Annotated in this window: 14 protein-coding genes and 2 pseudogenes; 10 read left to right on the forward strand and 6 right to left on the reverse strand. The window is 55.5% G+C overall.

Annotated elements, in window-relative coordinates:
- Positions 1–288: 288 nt before the first annotated feature.
- On the forward strand, positions 289–915 hold the full coding sequence (locus tag CKW17_RS08065; RefSeq protein WP_095119453.1) for a recombinase family protein: 627 nt from the start codon (positions 289–291) through the stop codon (positions 913–915).
- A gap of 524 nt (positions 916–1,439) precedes the next feature.
- Here CKW17_RS08065 and CKW17_RS08070 read toward each other — a convergent pair.
- Both CKW17_RS08070 and CKW17_RS30715 read right to left on the reverse strand, forming a co-directional pair.
- Positions 1,440–2,906: a DNA sulfur modification protein DndB gene (locus tag CKW17_RS08070; RefSeq protein WP_095119454.1), complete on the reverse strand. Its 1,467-nt coding sequence runs from the start codon at positions 2,904–2,906 to the stop codon at positions 1,440–1,442.
- A gap of 452 nt (positions 2,907–3,358) precedes the next feature.
- Positions 3,359–3,684: pseudogene (locus CKW17_RS30715) on the reverse strand (ATP-binding protein); the annotation flags it as partial.
- Positions 3,685–3,817: 133 nt separating this feature from the next.
- Here CKW17_RS30715 and CKW17_RS08080 point away from each other — a divergent pair.
- Positions 3,818–4,672, forward strand: coding sequence for a hypothetical protein (locus CKW17_RS08080; protein ID WP_095119455.1), 855 nt, complete (start codon positions 3,818–3,820; stop codon positions 4,670–4,672).
- Here the strand turns inward: CKW17_RS08080 and CKW17_RS08085 are convergent, their stop codons facing one another.
- A complete protein-coding gene (locus CKW17_RS08085; protein WP_256586200.1) occupies positions 4,673–5,974 on the reverse strand; it encodes a DNA cytosine methyltransferase in 1,302 nt (433 codons plus the stop codon). It abuts the gene before it with no gap.
- A gap of 836 nt (positions 5,975–6,810) precedes the next feature.
- On the opposite strand from CKW17_RS08085, the gene CKW17_RS08090 reads away from it, so the two are divergent.
- From CKW17_RS08090 to CKW17_RS08110, 5 genes and pseudogenes are all read left to right on the forward strand, one after another.
- Positions 6,811–7,365 (forward strand): hypothetical protein, encoded by a 555-nt coding sequence (locus CKW17_RS08090; protein ID WP_095119457.1) that lies wholly within the window; start codon positions 6,811–6,813, stop codon positions 7,363–7,365.
- Positions 7,366–7,708: 343 nt separating this feature from the next.
- Positions 7,709–8,437, forward strand: coding sequence for a hypothetical protein (locus tag CKW17_RS08095; RefSeq protein WP_095119458.1), 729 nt, complete (start codon positions 7,709–7,711; stop codon positions 8,435–8,437).
- A gap of 95 nt (positions 8,438–8,532) precedes the next feature.
- On the forward strand, positions 8,533–9,342 hold the full coding sequence (locus tag CKW17_RS08100) for a hypothetical protein (RefSeq protein ID WP_095119459.1): 810 nt from the start codon (positions 8,533–8,535) through the stop codon (positions 9,340–9,342).
- Positions 9,343–9,674: 332 nt separating this feature from the next.
- Positions 9,675–9,908 (forward strand): annotated as a pseudogene (locus CKW17_RS08105) (EI24 domain-containing protein); the annotation flags it as partial.
- Positions 9,909–9,950: 42 nt separating this feature from the next.
- The gene (locus tag CKW17_RS08110) at positions 9,951–11,150 is read left to right on the forward strand and encodes a glycosyltransferase family 1 protein (RefSeq protein WP_095119460.1); all 1,200 of its coding nucleotides are present in this window, start codon (positions 9,951–9,953) and stop codon (positions 11,148–11,150) included.
- Positions 11,151–11,286: 136 nt separating this feature from the next.
- Here CKW17_RS08110 and CKW17_RS08115 read toward each other — a convergent pair whose 3' ends face one another.
- The 3 genes from CKW17_RS08115 to CKW17_RS08125 form a co-directional block, all read right to left on the reverse strand.
- On the reverse strand, positions 11,287–12,390 hold the full coding sequence (locus tag CKW17_RS08115; protein WP_095119461.1) for an NADH:flavin oxidoreductase: 1,104 nt from the start codon (positions 12,388–12,390) through the stop codon (positions 11,287–11,289).
- Between the two features lie 195 nt (positions 12,391–12,585).
- Positions 12,586–13,068: a glutathione peroxidase gene (locus CKW17_RS08120; RefSeq protein ID WP_095119462.1), complete on the reverse strand. Its 483-nt coding sequence runs from the start codon at positions 13,066–13,068 to the stop codon at positions 12,586–12,588.
- 123 nt (positions 13,069–13,191) lie between these two features.
- Positions 13,192–13,677 (reverse strand): peptidylprolyl isomerase, encoded by a 486-nt coding sequence (locus CKW17_RS08125; protein WP_095119463.1) that lies wholly within the window; start codon positions 13,675–13,677, stop codon positions 13,192–13,194.
- On the opposite strand from CKW17_RS08125, the gene CKW17_RS08130 reads away from it, so the two are divergent.
- Genes CKW17_RS08130 through CKW17_RS08140 form a run of 3 tightly spaced genes read left to right on the forward strand, consistent with a single transcriptional unit; the run spans position 13,646 to position 17,035 of the window.
- A complete protein-coding gene (locus CKW17_RS08130) occupies positions 13,646–13,972 on the forward strand; it encodes a DUF3565 domain-containing protein (protein ID WP_077571443.1) in 327 nt (108 codons plus the stop codon). The genes CKW17_RS08125 and CKW17_RS08130 overlap by 32 nt on opposite strands.
- A gap of 60 nt (positions 13,973–14,032) precedes the next feature.
- Complete coding sequence (gene pta, locus CKW17_RS08135; RefSeq protein WP_095119464.1) at positions 14,033–16,132, forward strand: phosphate acetyltransferase; 2,100 nt, start codon at positions 14,033–14,035, stop codon at positions 16,130–16,132.
- Positions 16,133–17,035 carry an acyltransferase gene (locus CKW17_RS08140; protein WP_095119465.1) on the forward strand — a complete coding sequence of 301 codons (903 nt, stop codon included), beginning with the start codon at positions 16,133–16,135 and terminating at the stop codon, positions 17,033–17,035. It abuts the gene before it with no gap.
- The last annotated feature ends 204 nt before the right edge of the window (positions 17,036–17,239 follow it).

Genomic DNA, 17,239 nt, shown 5'->3' on the forward strand with positions numbered 1-17,239 from the left:
CTTTGTACTCTCCCATAGAGTACAAAGCGAACACCTCTGATAACGACTTTGTACGGAAAACCTCCGACCAACCATTTCATAGCCACAGCACGCACTGCCACCAGCGTCTCGACTAAGCCAGGGGCTGGGGTAGCAGCTGGAAACGGCCCTATCAATGAAGTAGACAAGTCTGGTAGTCAGATAAACGTCTATCGGATACATCATATAGCTAGAAAAAATAGCTAACTGATAGTATTTCAGCTGTATTATCATAGGTCTATCAAATATGAGTGCAAAGGATAGTAGGCCATGAACACACATCTGTACCTGCGTGCATCGACCAAGGATCAGGACGCCAACCGTGCCCGAGTTGCACTGGAAGCATTCGCCGCTGAGAAGGGTTTAACCATCACTGGCGTGTACGCCGAAAACATCTCTGGCACCAAGCTCAACCGGCCTGAGTTGATGCGCCTTCTGGACACTGCCGAGAAGGGTGAGGTGCTGCTAGTGGAGTCGGTAGACCGACTGAGCCGTCTTTCAACAGGCGACTGGGACACGCTCAAGGCAACCATCAAGGCTAAAGGGTTGCGTCTGGTTGTAGCCGACCTGCCCACTAGCCATATGCTGATTGAGGACAAGGGCATCACGGGCCAGATCATGGAAGTGATCAATGGAATGCTGATTGATTTGATGGCGACCATGAGCCGCCTCGATCAAGAGAAGCGGGTAGAACGCATTCGGCAAGGTCTGGTGAACAAGCGTGCGGCTGAACCTGGCTGGAAGCCAACAGGCAAAGGCAAGAATGCTGCTAAGTGGAATGGGGTGCAGACGGTAATGGCAAAGCATCCAACGATGTCTGCCCCTGATGTTGCCAAGTTAACTGGCGTTGGTGTGGCAACTGTCTACCGGATCAAGAAAGAGTTGACCAGCGCGTAACGTCCATCAGTCTTGCAGCCGCCTCCAGACGGCTCTTTCGTACTGCGATATTTTGAAATCATATTTCCGGCAGGCAGGTTGGTACGGCAATGGCTCTTAACACCGAGCCACATTGAACAGGTTTTGGTCATCGGTTCTGACGTCGCCTCCATCTGAAAGCTAAAGCTTAACGCTGGAGTGAGGTGGTTGAAGCGCTCGAAACGATTCACTCAGACGAGGGAGCGGGCAGCAGCCGCAAGCATATTCTTCGCCGTTTAACCTCGGACGTCAGGCCGATGGCGATGGCAATTCTCGTACGGATTGATCTTGACTGCCGCCGCTATGCCGTGCTCTCTGAGCATGTCGCTCGCCCGCCATTTCAGCTCAATCCCCTCCAACGCGCAGGTCACATCCCACAATGCCATTTCAGTCCAGTTCTACGGACCAAAGCTTTTGTCGTCCACTGCTCCCATTAAAGGGACAATGCCAGCAAACTGACGCAAATAAAAAACCGCCCCGAAGGGCGGTTTCTTGTCAGTAGAGTATCACTTGTCGGTCGAGCGGCGGCTCGGTAGGCCGGTGGCCCAGCGGAGCATGTCACCCAGCAGCGGGAACACGTCGTTATGCTTGACGCTGAAGCGAATGAATTCGCCCTGCTTCACACCTACGTCGCGGACGGTGCCTGGAGCATCCTCTGGCAGGTATTCAGCTAGATCAGCCAGACCGAACTCCAGACGCTCATCGGCGCTCAAGCCGTAGTAGTTCCACATCGGATTATCGTGGGAGAAGTCCACCGATGGCAGGCGCTCCAAGAACTGCTGAAACAGCACGTCTGCGTTCGCCGGGCGGCGGTTGCTGAAGTTCAGGTCGTAGACGATTTTCGCCATGGCCTTCAACACGACTGGCTGCGCGGCGATTGTCTTCTCTCTCGCCTGCTCGCTGCCGAAGTGAGGAATCTCGCTTATCTTGCCCCACAGCTCCTGTACTATAGCCTCGCGAGGCTCAATAACCGCCGGAGTCGCACCGCTCACGTTGCCCTTATTGAGGAACGCAATGGCGTTGATGCCTACCATGTCTTTCAGCAGCACCGCGCCAGTGTCTTGCGACCAGTCTTTAGCCTCAACGCTCGTCACTGCGACGCCCAGATCACCCGACAGCTTGTTTTTGATGAAGAGTGTGATCGGGTTCGAGCCGTCGAACTGGAAGGCCAGCGACGAATCAACCTTTTTGCCCAAACGGTTCAGGTCGTGGAACAACTGACGTTCTTGGTCAATGTTCAGGCCGAGATGCGCCTCAACGGTCAGCGTTGCGAAGCCACGGGCAGCGGTCGCCGCCTCGTTCCATACGAACATCTCATCTTCGGACACTGACTCACCCTTCTTCGAGGCTAGTACCAAGCCCTTACTTGGATACTTGCGTAGCGATCGCAGGTCATCCAAGAAGTTGAGGGCCAGTTTTGCGGCATGACGACGATGCTGGCCGTCGACAACCCACAGGATGTGGCGCTGAGACAGGAAGATCTGGTGCGATGCGTATTCATTGGCAGAGGAAATGACAGGGTAACCCCGAATCCCGTCGACACCATCAGACATCGGCAACGGCGCTACGTCCCGGATGTTGCACACAATGGGTTGCAGCGAGAAATATGGCTGCTCGCCGAGCGAGTTAAGCAGATTGTCGAATGCCGGTGGTACAGAGATTTTCTTTGCTATGCGGGCCATCTTGGCAGCCGATACCAGCCCCTTAAGCATGTAAATGCCCAGCTTTTTCGCATGGTTCTCATCAAGGGCGCGCTGGGCTACCTCACCGGAGGCGTCGTTAGCCACCTCTGAGAGTTCGACGAACTTACGGAAGGGGATCGACATCAGGAAGACACGGAACCCTAGATTGTGGCCAATGAAGACTTTAAGCGGAGTTTCGTTTGCGTCGCCCGCGCCGTGGCGGTTGTCATACTCTACAGCCATGTCCGAATCGACCATCGGGCTTGGCAGACTGCCGTTAGTTGGGTACATAATAGTGGTTCCTAATAGTCATTCATGATTATTGAAGCGTCGCTCCAAGGACTCGATTTCTCAGGTCTTTTCCCCTTGGAGTTTCGCTATTTTTCACCATGGGACATTATTAGTCAATCCCTAGGTGGATTGATTTTTAAGCACCATGTGTTTAGTGCCCCGTCTCATGGGTTTTGGGGTGTGGCGTAGCATAGACTGAGCGCTATTCTGATCACTCGGTGCCGGCGTCGATTACTCGAGTAAGATGCTCTCTCCCGGAATCATGGGTAACGAAACCAACCAGATGGTTCCGGGGCAAACCCACGGCAACGCCAGACAGTTTCATACGCGTCACTGGTAACCAAAGATACTCCGACAAAACCCAAGGTGCTGGCGCAGATTGAAGATGACCCAAGGCAGCTTGCCGATTTGTCATCAGCAATTTTGGATTAGCGTAGCAGTCCTGTCCGACCTCAAAAGATCGAAAGTCCCGCCACGTGCGTGCATCTGATAGGGCATCGTCCGATGGGATTAAAAAGGCTCTTCGACCTCAACTGCTTACGCTTTTGTTCACGTGTTTTGATCCTTGCCTGGTCAGCTAGGGTGCTCTGTTGCAGACAATAAGATTCATTACCCGTCTCAAAGATGTGGCCGTGTGCGTCAGTCAATCCAGCTGCGCGGTGGTCATTCTTGGCGTCGCCGAAAACACGCGAACATTTCGAGTGGCTGAGGTAGGCGAGATGATTACGCTGGTGTGCTCATAGAGCTTGGACAGGAGATGAAACAGCAGCGCGTCACCGTCCTAGCGTCAGTCTAGGCTCCGACATCATCTATCCCTCGTCAAAGCCCTTTTTCCGGGGGATAACCATTCGGCGTCCCACTGCACTTTCTTGCTACCATCTCTGATCGTGAAATTAGAGGGAGACTGGCGGATGGCCGTTAGCGATAAAACGATAGTCATCGAACGGATTTTCGATACGCTTTATGACGAAAAAACCCAGACGTTTTCGCGCACATTGGTTAACAACGTAGACGTTCAAGAGGCGAAACGTTACTGCGCAGAGCACTATGGAACCAAGCTGAAGCCTGACGGCAACGCGTATAATTTCATGAAGGATATAGTCAGAGGCAAAAGTGCATCGAAGATTTGGCCGCAACGCCTGAAGGATCTAAAGATCAGTGGATCCCAAAGGACGGGAGATGGAGCGATTTTCGAATTTGTTCACGGGGTGGACGGTGCACTAGATAGCCTCGATGAGGATTTTCTTCCATCTGTCTTAACGCCAAGCTTCCAAGTACAAAGCCTCAGCCTGCCGCTAGCGTCGAAGGCGCTAGGTCGTACAGATGAGTCATGGCTTCTTCAGGTAGCCGTGAATCTACGAATCATCGAGAGCCACTTTGCCATCGCTGCGAGCAGCCAGATTGAGGCATTGGAGCTCACGCACCTTCAAATGGATATCAAGCTGAGAAAGGTTCAGATCGATGCGCTGTTCCGAGCGCTTCGTGCCGCACCTGATGGCAAACAGTCTGAAGTACTCATCACTGTAGAAGCTAAGCAAGGTAATCAACGCATTTTAACTGAGCAAATTGGCCGCCAAGTGATAGCAGCTTTTGAATCGACCGATACTGATCTCGTCATACCTGTGGCCATTGCAGCAATCAGGAATAAAGGGATTTATGTGGTCGAGTTTGCAGCGGTGGCTAGGGATAACTTAGATCAGTTTAGCGTCCCGACTTTCCATCGAGACGCTATGTTCGTGCTTCAGCCAAAGGTAAAGGGCATTTAACTACGCGGGCTGAGTGGCTGACTGCCTAGGTTTCGGTGTCCCCTTGCGATCTCGCTGCTTGATAGGAACGTTGATTTCGAAATGGCGAGAGGCTTCGCCCATGTCCATCGAAAGTAATCTTTCATCCCCCATCAAAATGGCGCCGGTTGGACTGGTCGGTTCCCAGCCAATGGCGTCAATGATGCTTGCCGCTACTGCTCGGGCCAATGGAGGTGGGACAGCGTTCCCGACTTGTCTTGCGCCGTGCCATTTCGTAACGTGCGTACGAAACCAGTCAGGAAAACCGTGTAATCGAAGCATTTCACGCACAGTTATGCAGCGTGGATACTTGTAATGGATCGGTCTGGGACTGGTGAATGCACCGCGCGCAGAATCGGTGCCCGCACGAAGCGTATTAGATACCCCGTTCGCGTGCAGCTTAAAGAACCGAGAAGTTGGCTCTACCTGTCCCATTTCGGTAGACGCAAATCGAGCACGAGATATTTCAGAGTGGTTAGTGCGGAGGCTGCTCGTGAGTAACTCTTTGCTCCATTTTCTTTTGTAGCCGTAGTAGGTCGACTCGGCAACCATGTCGCGAAGAATTTTGGCATAGGCGCTTGGACGCCCCCAGTTTACGACTGTTGAATCACTTTCAATCAAAGCGTCGTAGTCTTCTGCATCAGGAATATCCCCCAGAGCATCTTGGCAAGATGGTCCATCTGGCAGCTCTGCATCTATTAGCGTAGATGATCTAGGTGACCTAGTTGTCGGCTCTGGATACTCAGGAAGCTTTAATCCACGCTTCGCCCCAATCAAAATTAAACGCTCTCGCTCCTGTGGCACGCCATAGTTCGCTGCATTGAGTACTCTCCAAGGCAAAACGTCATAGCCGTTGCTCTGAAACTCTTCAATGAGCTCTGCAAGAAACTGCTTGTGTCGGCCGACTGTAATACCTTTGACATTCTCAAAAACGAAATATGAAGACTCCAAGCCTACGACAATGCGTACAAAGTCTTTGACCAGCGAGTTACGCGGATCATCAAGGGCACGTTGCCCCATTAAGCTGAAGCCTTGGCACGGAGCTCCACCGAATACGATATCTACATTTCGGCGGCCAATATTAGCTGCGTCGCGAATATCCTCAGCAGTTAGCGAGGACACCGATTCAGGAATCACCACACAGTTTGGGAAATTGTAAGAGTGCACGGCAGCATGGATTGGGTCGATCTCAACGGCAGCGACTACATCAAACCCCGCCTGCTCGAATCCGAGGGACATCCCGCCTGCCCCCGCGAAGAGATCTATTCCAATTGGTCGTGTCATCTGCTTTCCTCCCACGGCGAGAAAAATCATCGCCTTCATACGAGGCGTGGAATTTACGCGATTTCGAGACAGATGTCGATCGGTTTTTTGCCGAATCCAAGAAGCGCCGACAGACGACAGCAGAGAGGGTCGTAGTGGAGGTGTAGGTGCGGTTCAAGGCTGCGGTGCGGTCGAATCGGCAACGCACTTCGCTGCTCTGATTAACAGCGTGGAGATTTCTCTAAGATTTTCGGTGCTGATAGACTTTTCCTGTGCTCGCCCGCCCCGAAATTCTGGGGACAGTCCAGAGGTGCAGGCGGGCCACATCTTATTTTTCCCGACCAGAACACTGATCGACCTCATCATATGCAAGATTGAAAACGGCGGGGGCCAGGTTCTGGAGATATTGTCCTTCCCGTCGTCAAACCTTCCCTCGGGAGCTGGACTATCCCCGGTCCCATGTTGCGTATTGCCTCTGTTCCATGTCAATTGCTGGAGGTGCGGAGGATAAATGGTTGGGAAAGGTCTTTGAATGGTGGCTACGGGTCACTCCCAAGAGCATAGATTAGGATTGGAACGCACTATTTGCAGACCGCGCCAATTTCGAAACGGCAACCGTGACCGGGTTCGGCCTCATGCAGGGCAACCTTGCTTGAGTATCTTGGAGCCCTGATCAGCTTCGCCGTGGGCTGCCTGATGCCTGGCTTATGGTTAGTCCTCTCAGCGATCCACCGTTACCTACAGACCATCCGTGACCTTGCTGTGAGACAAGCCAAGGGATGACTCTGGCAAACCTGAATGGCTATGAGCCATCCTTTATCTGGTAAAGTCATCGTTTTGCGTCTAGGGAGAGCAGCATGGCGTTGTGGAAATGGGCGGCAGGTGTTGGAGCTGCCACAGTGAGCATCATCGCCGCTCCTGTAGCTGATTCGTTGATAAAGGAAGGCAAGTTTCCTGATGGGCTTGGGGCGGTTTTTTCTAAACTGGGGAGCTGGCTTTTGCCTCTATGGAATTGGCTTAGCGGGCAAACAAGCATGCCGACATGGCTTGTACTTGTGCAGACCATTCTCCTGGTCGGTTTTCTCGTACCGCTCGTTTGGCTACTGCTACCAAATACTCGTATAAGCGAACGGCCCGAATCGACGCCACTGACTCCAGAGCAGCTTGCAGTGTTTATGTTCGTTGGACGATCTATCGATAACGGTACTGAACCGACCCACGATATCGTAATTCAAAGCGTGGGCCGATCAAGGAATGCTACAGAGCATGCTTTAGAGGCGCTTTCGGAGAGCGGTCTCATTAGCCGCAATGAAAACTTCTATGGCGCAGATTGGTATCTGCTCACCAATACTGGCAGGGAGCGCTATCTTGAGTTGGAACGTAGTAACTCTGGCAGTAGAGTACGAGCGTAAGACTTCGCACAGCCTCAAGCACGACAGGACAGACGCGGAGATTGAAACACTTCGTTCCAACCGTATACGTGCGAAATAGGCTACAGGCCACGACCTACGAGGAGGGGGGAGGTATATCGAAACTTGTAATGATTGGGCTATATCGACAGTTGTATTAGGGACGCAGGATATAAAAGCGAAGCGTTGCACGCCTACCAGTGCCTAGTTCTCTCACCATGGTGAGGGCACAAATCAGGCTGGAAGCCACGCTGTTCAAGACTTCCAGAGCTTTATAAGTATCCAACTACCCCGTCAATCGGAATCACGATTGCGACTGAGCTATTAGGTGCAAGGAAACAAGATCATGGGTGAAACGGATACACCAGACTTCAACAAGGCACGAGGCTACTTGATCGGTTTTTCAACTTTAGTTCTGCTGTTGTGGTACTTCGGTGCTGACCTTTCGACTTTCAAGCTGCTCGGGAATGAGATCAGCCTCAAGGAAAACGTTCAAAACGTCTGGATGGTTCTTGCTGGAATCAACGCCTATCTGTGGTTGAGGCTGTATCAACGCACTCCCGAAGGCAGCTTCCGCTTTGATCTTGCCATGCACGACTTGTATGACAAAACTCTCATCGAGGTAATGAAGCGTGTAGATAAGAAGAAGATGCTAAGTCATGTTTTGGAACAGGTTAACGACAGTCCCGAAACGATACCTGGCGAAGTCAAACTTCATTTATATACTGCCAAGGGGAAGATGACGCACTATGAAAGAACCCCGCCAAAAGGCACAGATACTCCAGACAAGCTTGCATTGGTGCGAAAGCTAGATAGAGCTACTAGAAACGAGATTCGCTATTGGTTTTACATCCACTACACGGTCAGAGGAAACGATCATCATCTGAATGCTGGTCAAACGCTCAAGACAACTCCCTCTCGCCTCGTTGCGAAGCTAGTCAAATGGTATGTGTTCGCCAGAGGCGCTATTGTGTCACCTTGGTTCTTCGATCAAGTCACCCCCTTCGTTTTGGGTGGCATGAGCATATGTGTTGCTCTGTTCAACTGGTGGCATATCAACTACCCGGCGTTATAAATGGGTTGCAAATTAGGGATTTTCTCCAGACCAAAATAAATCTGCCTTATGGAAGCCACCATTAGCAGACACGTACATCTAGGGGAGTATTTACAATGGCAAAGAAGCGCGACGGAGAGCCTGAAATCCCGCGTGACGACTGGGTATACGGCTACGCCTCCGAGAAGACCTCTCATCTCACCATCCACTTTGCGCCTTCTGGCAGCATCTCCATCCCTGAGCTTGACCCAGCAAGTATCCGTCGCCAGATCACGCACGCCAGAGTGAACAAGGACGACAAGGTATTGTTCTCAGCACCTGCTGATGATTTCGGTTTGACACTCAGTCCTACGGAACATCTGAAGACTAAGTTTGATTTCGTGCTTGCGGTGGATACCAACACGATCCGAGACGGTAGCGGACCAGTACGGTTCAATGGCTTCACCGCAAGTGCATGTACAGTCGTAGCGATCAACGAACCATTGCAGGAGTGGGGTACAGAACTCCAACTTCAGCCACTGGCTTCGTATTTAATTCTGGATGCTGGCGATGAAGCTAAGGCTGAGCCACTGGGTTGGCATCTAGCTTTAACCAGACACTGCGATACCCCATTCCTGCGGTCAAAGCGCCTAGGAATGATTGTAGATAGTGAGCTGGGGAAGCACATAGACATCAATGCTCGCGCCCTACCGTACTACGCGAACCATTTGCTCCCAAGCAACACTTTGCTGGTATACGCCTCAAGCGATAGAGCCGAAATGTTCGCAAACAAGATGCTTAAGTGTTGTGACAACTTCGCCGGGCAGTTGCTAAACACTTTCAAAAAATACGGTATTGATGCAGCTCTTAAGGCGACAACATTTCAAGTCGGAAGTGCGAAATGCTTTGCCGTCTGCCACATTCGGAAGCCCCCAGTACAAGCTTGAAATCTGGGAGGAGGCCTACGCGGTTTCATCTGTGGCAACCCACCAGCCACCTCCATAACTGCTACCTGAGTCGATTTAAATCACGGTGGCGATATAACGCTACTCGCCCTTGGGCAGACTGCCACCCGCTCACTTGCAAGCAACCGCGAAAAGCTCTTTGAGCAGGTGAGTCGTAATTCTCCCCCATCGGCCCGCATCAGCGGCGTTAGTGAGTGGCGCATTGAATCGAACACTGCCCCACGTGCGGGCTTTCAGGACATCCACCTAACTGATACATTTCCTTTTCACTCCCTTGGGAAAGGGCGGTGAATGAGGCGGCTTTCAGACAATGTATCTTGCTTTTCCAGTACATCGACTACCCGGCGGACAACCACAAACTGGGCTGGAACGAAATGCTCGCCTGGCTGCGGCAGAAGCGCTGGCAGAGCATGAGTTTTGGCGGGATCGTCTATCTGGTGCTGCTGATTCCGGTGGTCAATATTCTGATGATGCCGGCGGCGGTGGCCGGGGCGACGTTGTTCTGGGTGCGTGAGCGCGGCGCAGAGAATCTGGTGACTCAGCGCTAACGCGACGTCACAAATCCATCATCCGAACGTCACAAGCACGACATGGCCTCAGCCGACACTGAGGTCATGACGACAGCTCTAAACATCACTCTGATCAGCGAAACCTTCCCACCGGAAATCAACGGCGTGGCCAATACTCTTGGCCGCTTGTGCGATGGCCTGCGCGCGCGTGGTCACCAAGTGGAACTGGTACGCCCGCGTCAGGCGGGTGATCCGCAGCGCAGCGAAGATGATGCGCTTCTGCTGTGCCGAGGCTGGCCGCTGCCGGGATATCCCGGGCTGCAATGGGGTCAGTCGTCGATGCACAAACTGCTGCGGCGCTGGAAGCGTCAGCGCCCGGATGTGCTGTACATCGCCACGGAAGGACCGCTCGGGTTATCGGCCCTGCGTGCGGCGCGGCGTCTGGGCATTTCGGTGGTCAGCGGGTTTCACACCAACTTTCAGCAATACACCAGTCAATATGGGCTCGGTCTGCTGACGCGGATGCTCACGCACTATCTGCGCTGGTTTCACAATCGCTCGGCGCTGACGTTGGTGCCGAGTGTCAGTCAGCGCCTGGAACTGGAGCGACGGCATTTCGAGCGTTTGGCATTGTTGTCTCGAGGGGTGGACAGCCAGCTGTTTCATCCAAGCAAACGGCTGAATGCCTTGCGTGAGCAATGGGGACTGAGCGAGCGCGACGTCGCCGTGATTCACGTAGGACGTTTGGCTCCGGAGAAAAACCTGGGCCTGCTCAAGCGCAGCTTTGCAACCCTGCGCGAGACTTATCCACAGCGTAATCTGAAACTGATCGTGGTCGGTGACGGGCCGCAGCGGCTCGCGCTGGAAAAGGAATTGCCCGAGGCAATCTTCTGCGGCGCACAGCGCGGTGAGGCGTTGGCGGCGCACTACGCGTCAGGCGATGTGTTTCTGTTTCCGAGCCTGACGGAAACCTTCGGCAATGTCGTGCTCGAAGCTTTGGCGTCGGGCCTCGGTGTGGTGGCTTACGATCAAGCGGCAGCGGCGCAGCATATTCGCCATGGCTACAACGGCGTGCTGGCGATGCCGGGAGATGAGCAGGCGTTTTGCGACGCCGCTGCATGGTTACTGGAAGAGGATGAGCGGTTGCGCTGCGTGCGCCTGAATGCGCGGCAGCATGCGAGTCGCCAAGGCTGGCCGGCGGTTATCGAGCAGTTTGAAAAGCATTTGCGCGGGGCTTGTGTGGGGGAGTTGGTTGTCCCGAATGCGCAAACATTGCCTTGAATCTTTGCTAACCTTAGAACCGCTTTCGCGAGCAGGCTCGCTCCCACAGGGGATCTTCAGTGAACACACATTTTGTGAACAGCAGAGAAACCTGTGGGAGCGAGCCTGCTCGCGAAGGGGTCGGTAAGAGCGGCGCTTAAACCAGCGTCATCAACGCCTCACGGCTGAACGGCAAAATATCCTGCTCACGCCCTTCGCGGACTTTCTGCGCCCAGTCCGGATCGACCAGCAGCGCACGCCCCACCGCGACCAGATCGAATTCCTCTTTGTTCAAACGCTCCAGCAGGTTTTCCAGACTGGCCGGTTGCGCGACCTTGTCGGTGTTGACCATGAACTGCAGGAACTCGCCATCGAGGCCAACGCTACCGACGGTGATGGTCGGCTTGCCGGTGAGCTTGCGGGTCCAGCCCGCGAGGTTCAGCTCGGAACCATCGAACTCCGGCTCCCAGAAACGCCGCGTCGAGCAGTGGAAAATATCCACGCCAGCGTCGGACAGCGGCTTGAGGAACTCACCCAACGCTTGCGGGGTTTGCACCAGACGCGCGGTGTAATCCTGCTGCTTCCATTGCGAGAAACGGAAGATGATCGGGAAGCCTTCGCCTACGGCCGCACGTACGGCTTGAATCAGTTCGATGGCGAAACGCGAACGGTTGGCCAGGCTGCCACCGTATTCGTCAGTTCGCTGGTTGCTGCCCTCCCAGAAGAACTGGTCGATCAGGTAACCGTGAGCGCCGTGGATTTCCACGCCGTCCATGCCGATGCTTTGCGCATCCTTGGCAGCCTGGGCGAACGCGGCGATTACGTCCTGAATGTCTTGTTTGGTCATGCCGTGCACCACGACCTGACCGTCCTTGAGTTTTTCCGACGGGCCGTAAGCCGGCACGCTGGCGTCCGGCTCGGTGCCGATGCGGCGTACGCTGCCCACGTGCCACAGTTGCGGAACGATCTTGCCGCCTTCGGCGTGAACCGCATCAACGACCTTCTTCCAGCCGGCCAATGGCGCTTCACCGAAGAACTGCGGCACGTTCGGGTAGCCGTTGGAGGCAATGTGGCCGACGGTGGTGCCTTCGGTGATGATCAGGCCAACGCCGGCTGCTGCGCGACGACGGTAGTACTCGATGACTTTCGAATTAGGCACGCCGCCCGGGGAAAACGAGCGGGTCATTGGTGCCATGACCACGCGGGTCGGCAGTTCGAGGGCACCGAGGTGGAACGGTTTGAACAAGGCTTGAACGGGCATCGAAGGGCTCCACAGAGATGGCTTTATGACGGCGATAATATGGAGACGCGAACCCTTTGAACAGCACTATTGATTTGGGTGATTAAGGATTAAAAGACGCAAAGCAAAAGATCGCAGCCTTCGGCAGCTCCTACATGGGGTTTTGAAGTCACCTGCAGGAGCTGCCGAAGGCTGCGATCTTTTGATCTTGCTGTTTCAGCTCAGCGCTTTTTCAATCGCATGCACAATGGTCGGGTCATCCGGTGCCGTGCGCGGTGAGAACCGAGCCAGCACCCGGCCGTCCTTGCCGAGCAGGAACTTCTCGAAATTCCAGGTGATGTCACCGGGAAACTCCGCGCCCTCGCCCGCCAGCAGACGGTAGAGCTGATGACGATCATGACCGTTGACTTCGAGCTTGCTCGACAACGGAAACGTCACGCCATAGTTGAGGCTACAGAAATCCTGAATTTCCTGTTCGCTGCCAGGTTCCTGACCGGCAAACTGGTTGCACGGCAGGCCCAGCACACTGAAGCCTTTGCCCTTGAATTGCTGATAGAGGTTTTCCAGCGCCGCGTACTGTGGGGTCAAGCCGCATTTGGAGGCGACGTTGACCACCAGCACGACTTGGCCCTTGAACGGCGCCAGCGGTAGCTCCTGACCATCCAGGGCTGTCAACTTAAGGTCGTGAAAAGCACTCATGACGAACTCCAAGATTCCCGTGTTCTACTCGAAACAGCCACTTGGCGAAGTCACCAAGGACAGCCGCGGACTAAAAAGGCGCCCGCAGGCGCCTCTCCAGTACTCGAAGCTTAGCGCAGAAAATCAGTGGTGATGGCCACCTTCGCCATGGACGTGGCCATGAGCGACTTCTTCCTGGCTGGCGTCACGGATGTCAACGATCTTCACTTTGAAGTTCAGGCGCTGACCGGCCAGTGGGTGGTTGCCGTCGACTGTTACGTCGTCGCCGTCGAGGTCACGAATGGTGACGATTTGCATCTGGCCGTCCGGCGCCGAAGCGTGGAACTGCATGCCGACTTCCAGCTCGTCAACGCCTTCGAACATGCTGCGGCTCAGGGTGCTGACCAGCTCAGCGGCGTATTCGCCGTAAGCGTCTTCCGGTTCAACGGAAACTTCCAGCTCGTCACCAACAGCTTTGCCTTCCAGAGCTTTTTCCAGGCCCGGGATGATGTTGCCTGCGCCTTGCAGGTAGACCAGCGGAGCGCCGCCGGCGGAGCTGTCGATGACCTCACCAGCGTCGTTGGTCAGGGTATAGTCGATGGAGACAGCCTTATTGGCGGCGATCAGCATGGGGCGAGACCTTTTGCAGAAGAATATAGAAAGGCCAAGTTTAGCGAAGCAAACGCGCGAAAGCGAACACAACCCGGACAAACGGGTTTCGACGATCGCAGGCTTCCATCAAGACGAGGAAGGCCATTGGGTGGCCGAGCTTTCCTGTGGCCACACCCAACACCTGCGCCATCAGCCGCCGTGGCAATCACGTGCCTGGGTGCTCGACCCGGCGCAACGTATTGAAAAAATAGGCCAACCCTTTGCCTGCGGTTGGTGCGCACAAGGCTCGGTTAGCGCTAACCTTGGCGACTGAATTTCGGTAGGTCGTCAGCTATAAGCGACCGCCATTGCCATGCAACTTTAGAGAATTCGCATGCAAACTTTTTTTATCGCCCCCACCGATTTTGGCGTGGGTCTGACCTCCATCAGCCTCGGGCTGGTACGCACGCTTGAGCGCGCCGGGCTGAAAGTCGGCTTCTTCAAGCCGATCGCGCAGCCGCATCCGGGCGACACCGGCCCTGAGCGTTCCACCGAACTGGTGTCGCGCACCCACGGGTTGAAACCGCCACAACCGTTGGGTCTGGCCCACGTCGAGCGGATGCTCGGCGACGGTCAGCTTGATGAGCTACTCGAAGAAATCATCGCCCTCTATCAGCAAGCCGCCATCGGCAAAGACGTGCTGGTCGTCGAAGGCATGGTGCCGACCCGCAGCGCCAGTTACGCCGCGCGGGTCAACCTGCACTTGGCCAAGAGCCTCGATGCCGAAGTGATTCTGGTCTCGGCGCCGGAAAACGAAGTGCTCGCCGAACTCTCCGGCCGCGTCGAATTGCAGGCGCAACTGTTCGGTGGCCCGAAAGACCCGAAAGTCCTCGGCGTGATCCTCAACAAGGTCAAGACCGACGAGAGCATGGACGCCTTCGCCGCGCGTCTGAAGGAGCATTCGCCGTTGCTGCGCAGCGGTGATTTCCGCCTGCTCGGCTGCATTCCCTATCAGCCGGAACTCAACGCGCCGCGTACCCGCGACGTCGCCGATCTGATGGGCGCGCAAGTGCTCAATGCCGGTGATTACGAAACCCGGCGCATGACCAAAATCATCATTTGCGCACGGACCATGCGCAACACCGTCGAACTGCTCAAGCCAGGTGTGCTGGTGGTGACCCCGGGCGATCGCGACGACATCATCCTCGCCGTCAGTCTCGCCGCGATCAACGGCGTGCCGCTGGCCGGCCTGCTGCTGACCAGCGACACCCTGCCCGACCCGCGCATCATGGATCTGTGCCGCGGCGCGTTGCAGGCCGGTTTGCCGGTGTTGTCGGTGAGCACTGGTTCCTACGACACCGCCAACCTGCTCAACGGCCTGAACAAGGAAATCCCGATCGACGACCGCGAGCGCGCGGAGATCATCACCGATTTCGTCGCCAGCCATCTCGACGCCAAATGGCTGCACCAGCGTTGCGGCACGCCACGGGAAATGCGCCTGTCGCCGGCGGTGTTCCGCTATCAATTGATTCAACGCGCGCAAGCGGCGAACAAACGCATCGTCCTGCCCGAAGGCAGCGAGCCGTTCACTGTGCAAGCGGCGGCGATCTGTCAGGAACGCGGGATCGCCCGTTGCGTGTTGCTGGCCAAACCGGAAGACGTCGAAGCCGTGGCCCGCGCACAAGGCATTACGTTGCCGCCGGGCCTGGAGATTCTCGATCCGGATCTGATCCGCGAGCGCTACGTCGAGCCGATGGTCGCGCTGCGCAAAACCAAAAGCCTCAATGCGCCAATGGCCGAGCAACAACTGGAAGATACCGTGGTGATCGGCACCATGATGCTCGCACTGGATGAAGTGGACGGCCTGGTATCGGGCGTGATCAACACCACCGCCAACACCATCCGCCCGGCGCTGCAGCTGATCAAGACTGCACCGGGCTGCACGCTAGTGTCGTCGGTGTTCTTCATGTTGTTCCCGGAAGAAGTGCTGGTGTATGGCGATTGCGTGATGAACCCGCATCCGAGTGCCACCGAACTGGCCGAGATTGCCCTGCAAAGCGCCGACTCGGCGGCCGCGTTCGGCATCACCCCGCGCGTGGCGATGATCAGTTACTCCAGCGGCGAATCGGCGACCGGAGAGGAAGTCGAGAAAGTGCGCGAAGCCACCCTGCTCGCCCACGAACAACAGCACTCGCTGCTGATCGACGGCCCGCTGCAATACGACGCTGCGGCCAACGCCGAAGTCGCCCGGCAACTGGCACCGAACAGTCAGGTCGCCGGGCGCGCCACGGTGTTTGTGTTCCCGGATCTGAACACCGGCAACACCACCCACAAAGCGGTGCAGCGCAGCGCCGATTGCGTCAGCCTCGGGCCGATGCTGCAAGGCCTGCGCAAACCAGTGAATGACTTGCCGCGCGGCGCGCAGGTCGATGACATCGTCTACACCATCGCCCTCACCGCGATTCAAGCCGCCAACCGACCTATGGATGTGTAAATGCTGGACTTTCTACCTGCACCATTGCGCGGCGTGATCGCCTCGCTGCTGTTGGCACTCAATACGATTCTGCTGTGCTCGTTTCTGTTCTGCGTGGCGCTGATCAAAGTGCTGCCGTTCGACCTCGCCCGACGCGCCTCGCTGTGGTTGATGAGCCACACCCACGAAGCGTGGATCAGCAACAACAAGGGCTGGATGAATCTGGTGCGGCGCTCGCGCTGGCACATCAGCGGCCTGCAAGGGCTCGACTATCAGCACTCGTACCTGATCACCAGTAACCATCAGAGCTGGGTCGATATTCTGGTGCTGCAATACGTGCTCAACCGCCGGATTCAGCCGCTGAAATTCTTCCTCAAGCAGGAGCTGATCTGGGTGCCGGTGATCGGTCTGGCGTGGTGGGCGCTGGGCTTTCCATTCATGAAGCGTTACTCCAAGGCCTACCTGGCCAAGCACCCGGAGAAGAAAGGCAAAGACCTCGAAACCACGCGCAAGACCTGCGCGAAGTTTCGCAATAATCCGGTGGGGATTTTCAACTTCGTCGAAGGCACGCGGTTCACTGAAGGCAAGCATGCGCAGCAGCAATCGCCGTTCAAATATCTGCTCAAGCCCAAGGCTGGTGGCATTGGCTTTGTACTGGATGCGATGGGTGAACAACTGGAGTCGATCGTCAACGTGACGATTCACTACCCGGCCGGGCGTCCGGGGTTCTGGGACTTGCTCTGCGGCAATGTGCGCGATGTGGTGGTGCACTTTGAAGAGCTGAAGATTCCGCAGCAGTTCATTGGCAAGAATTACGATCAGGACGGCGAGTATCGCCTGCAGTTTCAGGGCTGGATCAACCAACTGTGGCTGGACAAGGATGCGTTGCTCGAACAGATGCACCGCGAATACCCTTCCGTATGATCATTCCCACGCTCCGCGTGGGAATGCCTCACTGGACGCTCTGCGTCCGCTTTAGATGGGACGCGGAGCGTCCCGGGCTGCGTTTCCACGCAGAGCGTGGGAACGATCACGAAATATCCGGGCAAACACTAACCCCCTGTAGGAGTGAGCCTGCTCGCGATAGCGGTGTGTCATTCAACATTGTTGGTGGCTGATCCACCGCTA

The sequence above is a fragment of the Pseudomonas sp. Irchel s3f10 genome (genome assembly GCF_900187515.1).
GTDB classification, from domain to species: Bacteria; Pseudomonadota; Gammaproteobacteria; order Pseudomonadales; family Pseudomonadaceae; genus Aquipseudomonas; species Aquipseudomonas tensinigenes.

Excerpts from the sequence above, each read along its gene's own strand:
- CKW17_RS08140 (WP_095119465.1), top strand. The coding sequence starts at position 16,133 with ATGCTGGACTTTCTACCTGCACCATTGCGCGGCGTGATCGCCTCGCTG.
- CKW17_RS08070 (WP_095119454.1), bottom strand. The coding sequence starts at position 2,906 with ATGTACCCAACTAACGGCAGTCTGCCAAGCCCGATGGTCGATTCGGAC.
- pta (WP_095119464.1), top strand. The coding sequence starts at position 14,033 with ATGCAAACTTTTTTTATCGCCCCCACCGATTTTGGCGTGGGTCTGACC.
- CKW17_RS08115 (WP_095119461.1), bottom strand. The coding sequence starts at position 12,390 with ATGCCCGTTCAAGCCTTGTTCAAACCGTTCCACCTCGGTGCCCTCGAA.
- CKW17_RS08125 (WP_095119463.1), bottom strand. The coding sequence starts at position 13,677 with ATGCTGATCGCCGCCAATAAGGCTGTCTCCATCGACTATACCCTGACC.
- CKW17_RS08085 (WP_256586200.1), bottom strand. The coding sequence starts at position 5,974 with ATGACACGACCAATTGGAATAGATCTCTTCGCGGGGGCAGGCGGGATG.
- CKW17_RS08110 (WP_095119460.1), top strand. The coding sequence starts at position 9,951 with ATGGCCTCAGCCGACACTGAGGTCATGACGACAGCTCTAAACATCACT.
- CKW17_RS08090 (WP_095119457.1), top strand. The coding sequence starts at position 6,811 with ATGGCGTTGTGGAAATGGGCGGCAGGTGTTGGAGCTGCCACAGTGAGC.
- CKW17_RS08065 (WP_095119453.1), top strand. The coding sequence starts at position 289 with ATGAACACACATCTGTACCTGCGTGCATCGACCAAGGATCAGGACGCC.
- CKW17_RS08120 (WP_095119462.1), bottom strand. The coding sequence starts at position 13,068 with ATGAGTGCTTTTCACGACCTTAAGTTGACAGCCCTGGATGGTCAGGAG.
- CKW17_RS08130 (WP_077571443.1), top strand. The coding sequence starts at position 13,646 with ATGGAGACAGCCTTATTGGCGGCGATCAGCATGGGGCGAGACCTTTTG.
- CKW17_RS08080 (WP_095119455.1), top strand. The coding sequence starts at position 3,818 with ATGGCCGTTAGCGATAAAACGATAGTCATCGAACGGATTTTCGATACG.
- CKW17_RS08095 (WP_095119458.1), top strand. The coding sequence starts at position 7,709 with ATGGGTGAAACGGATACACCAGACTTCAACAAGGCACGAGGCTACTTG.
- CKW17_RS08100 (WP_095119459.1), top strand. The coding sequence starts at position 8,533 with ATGGCAAAGAAGCGCGACGGAGAGCCTGAAATCCCGCGTGACGACTGG.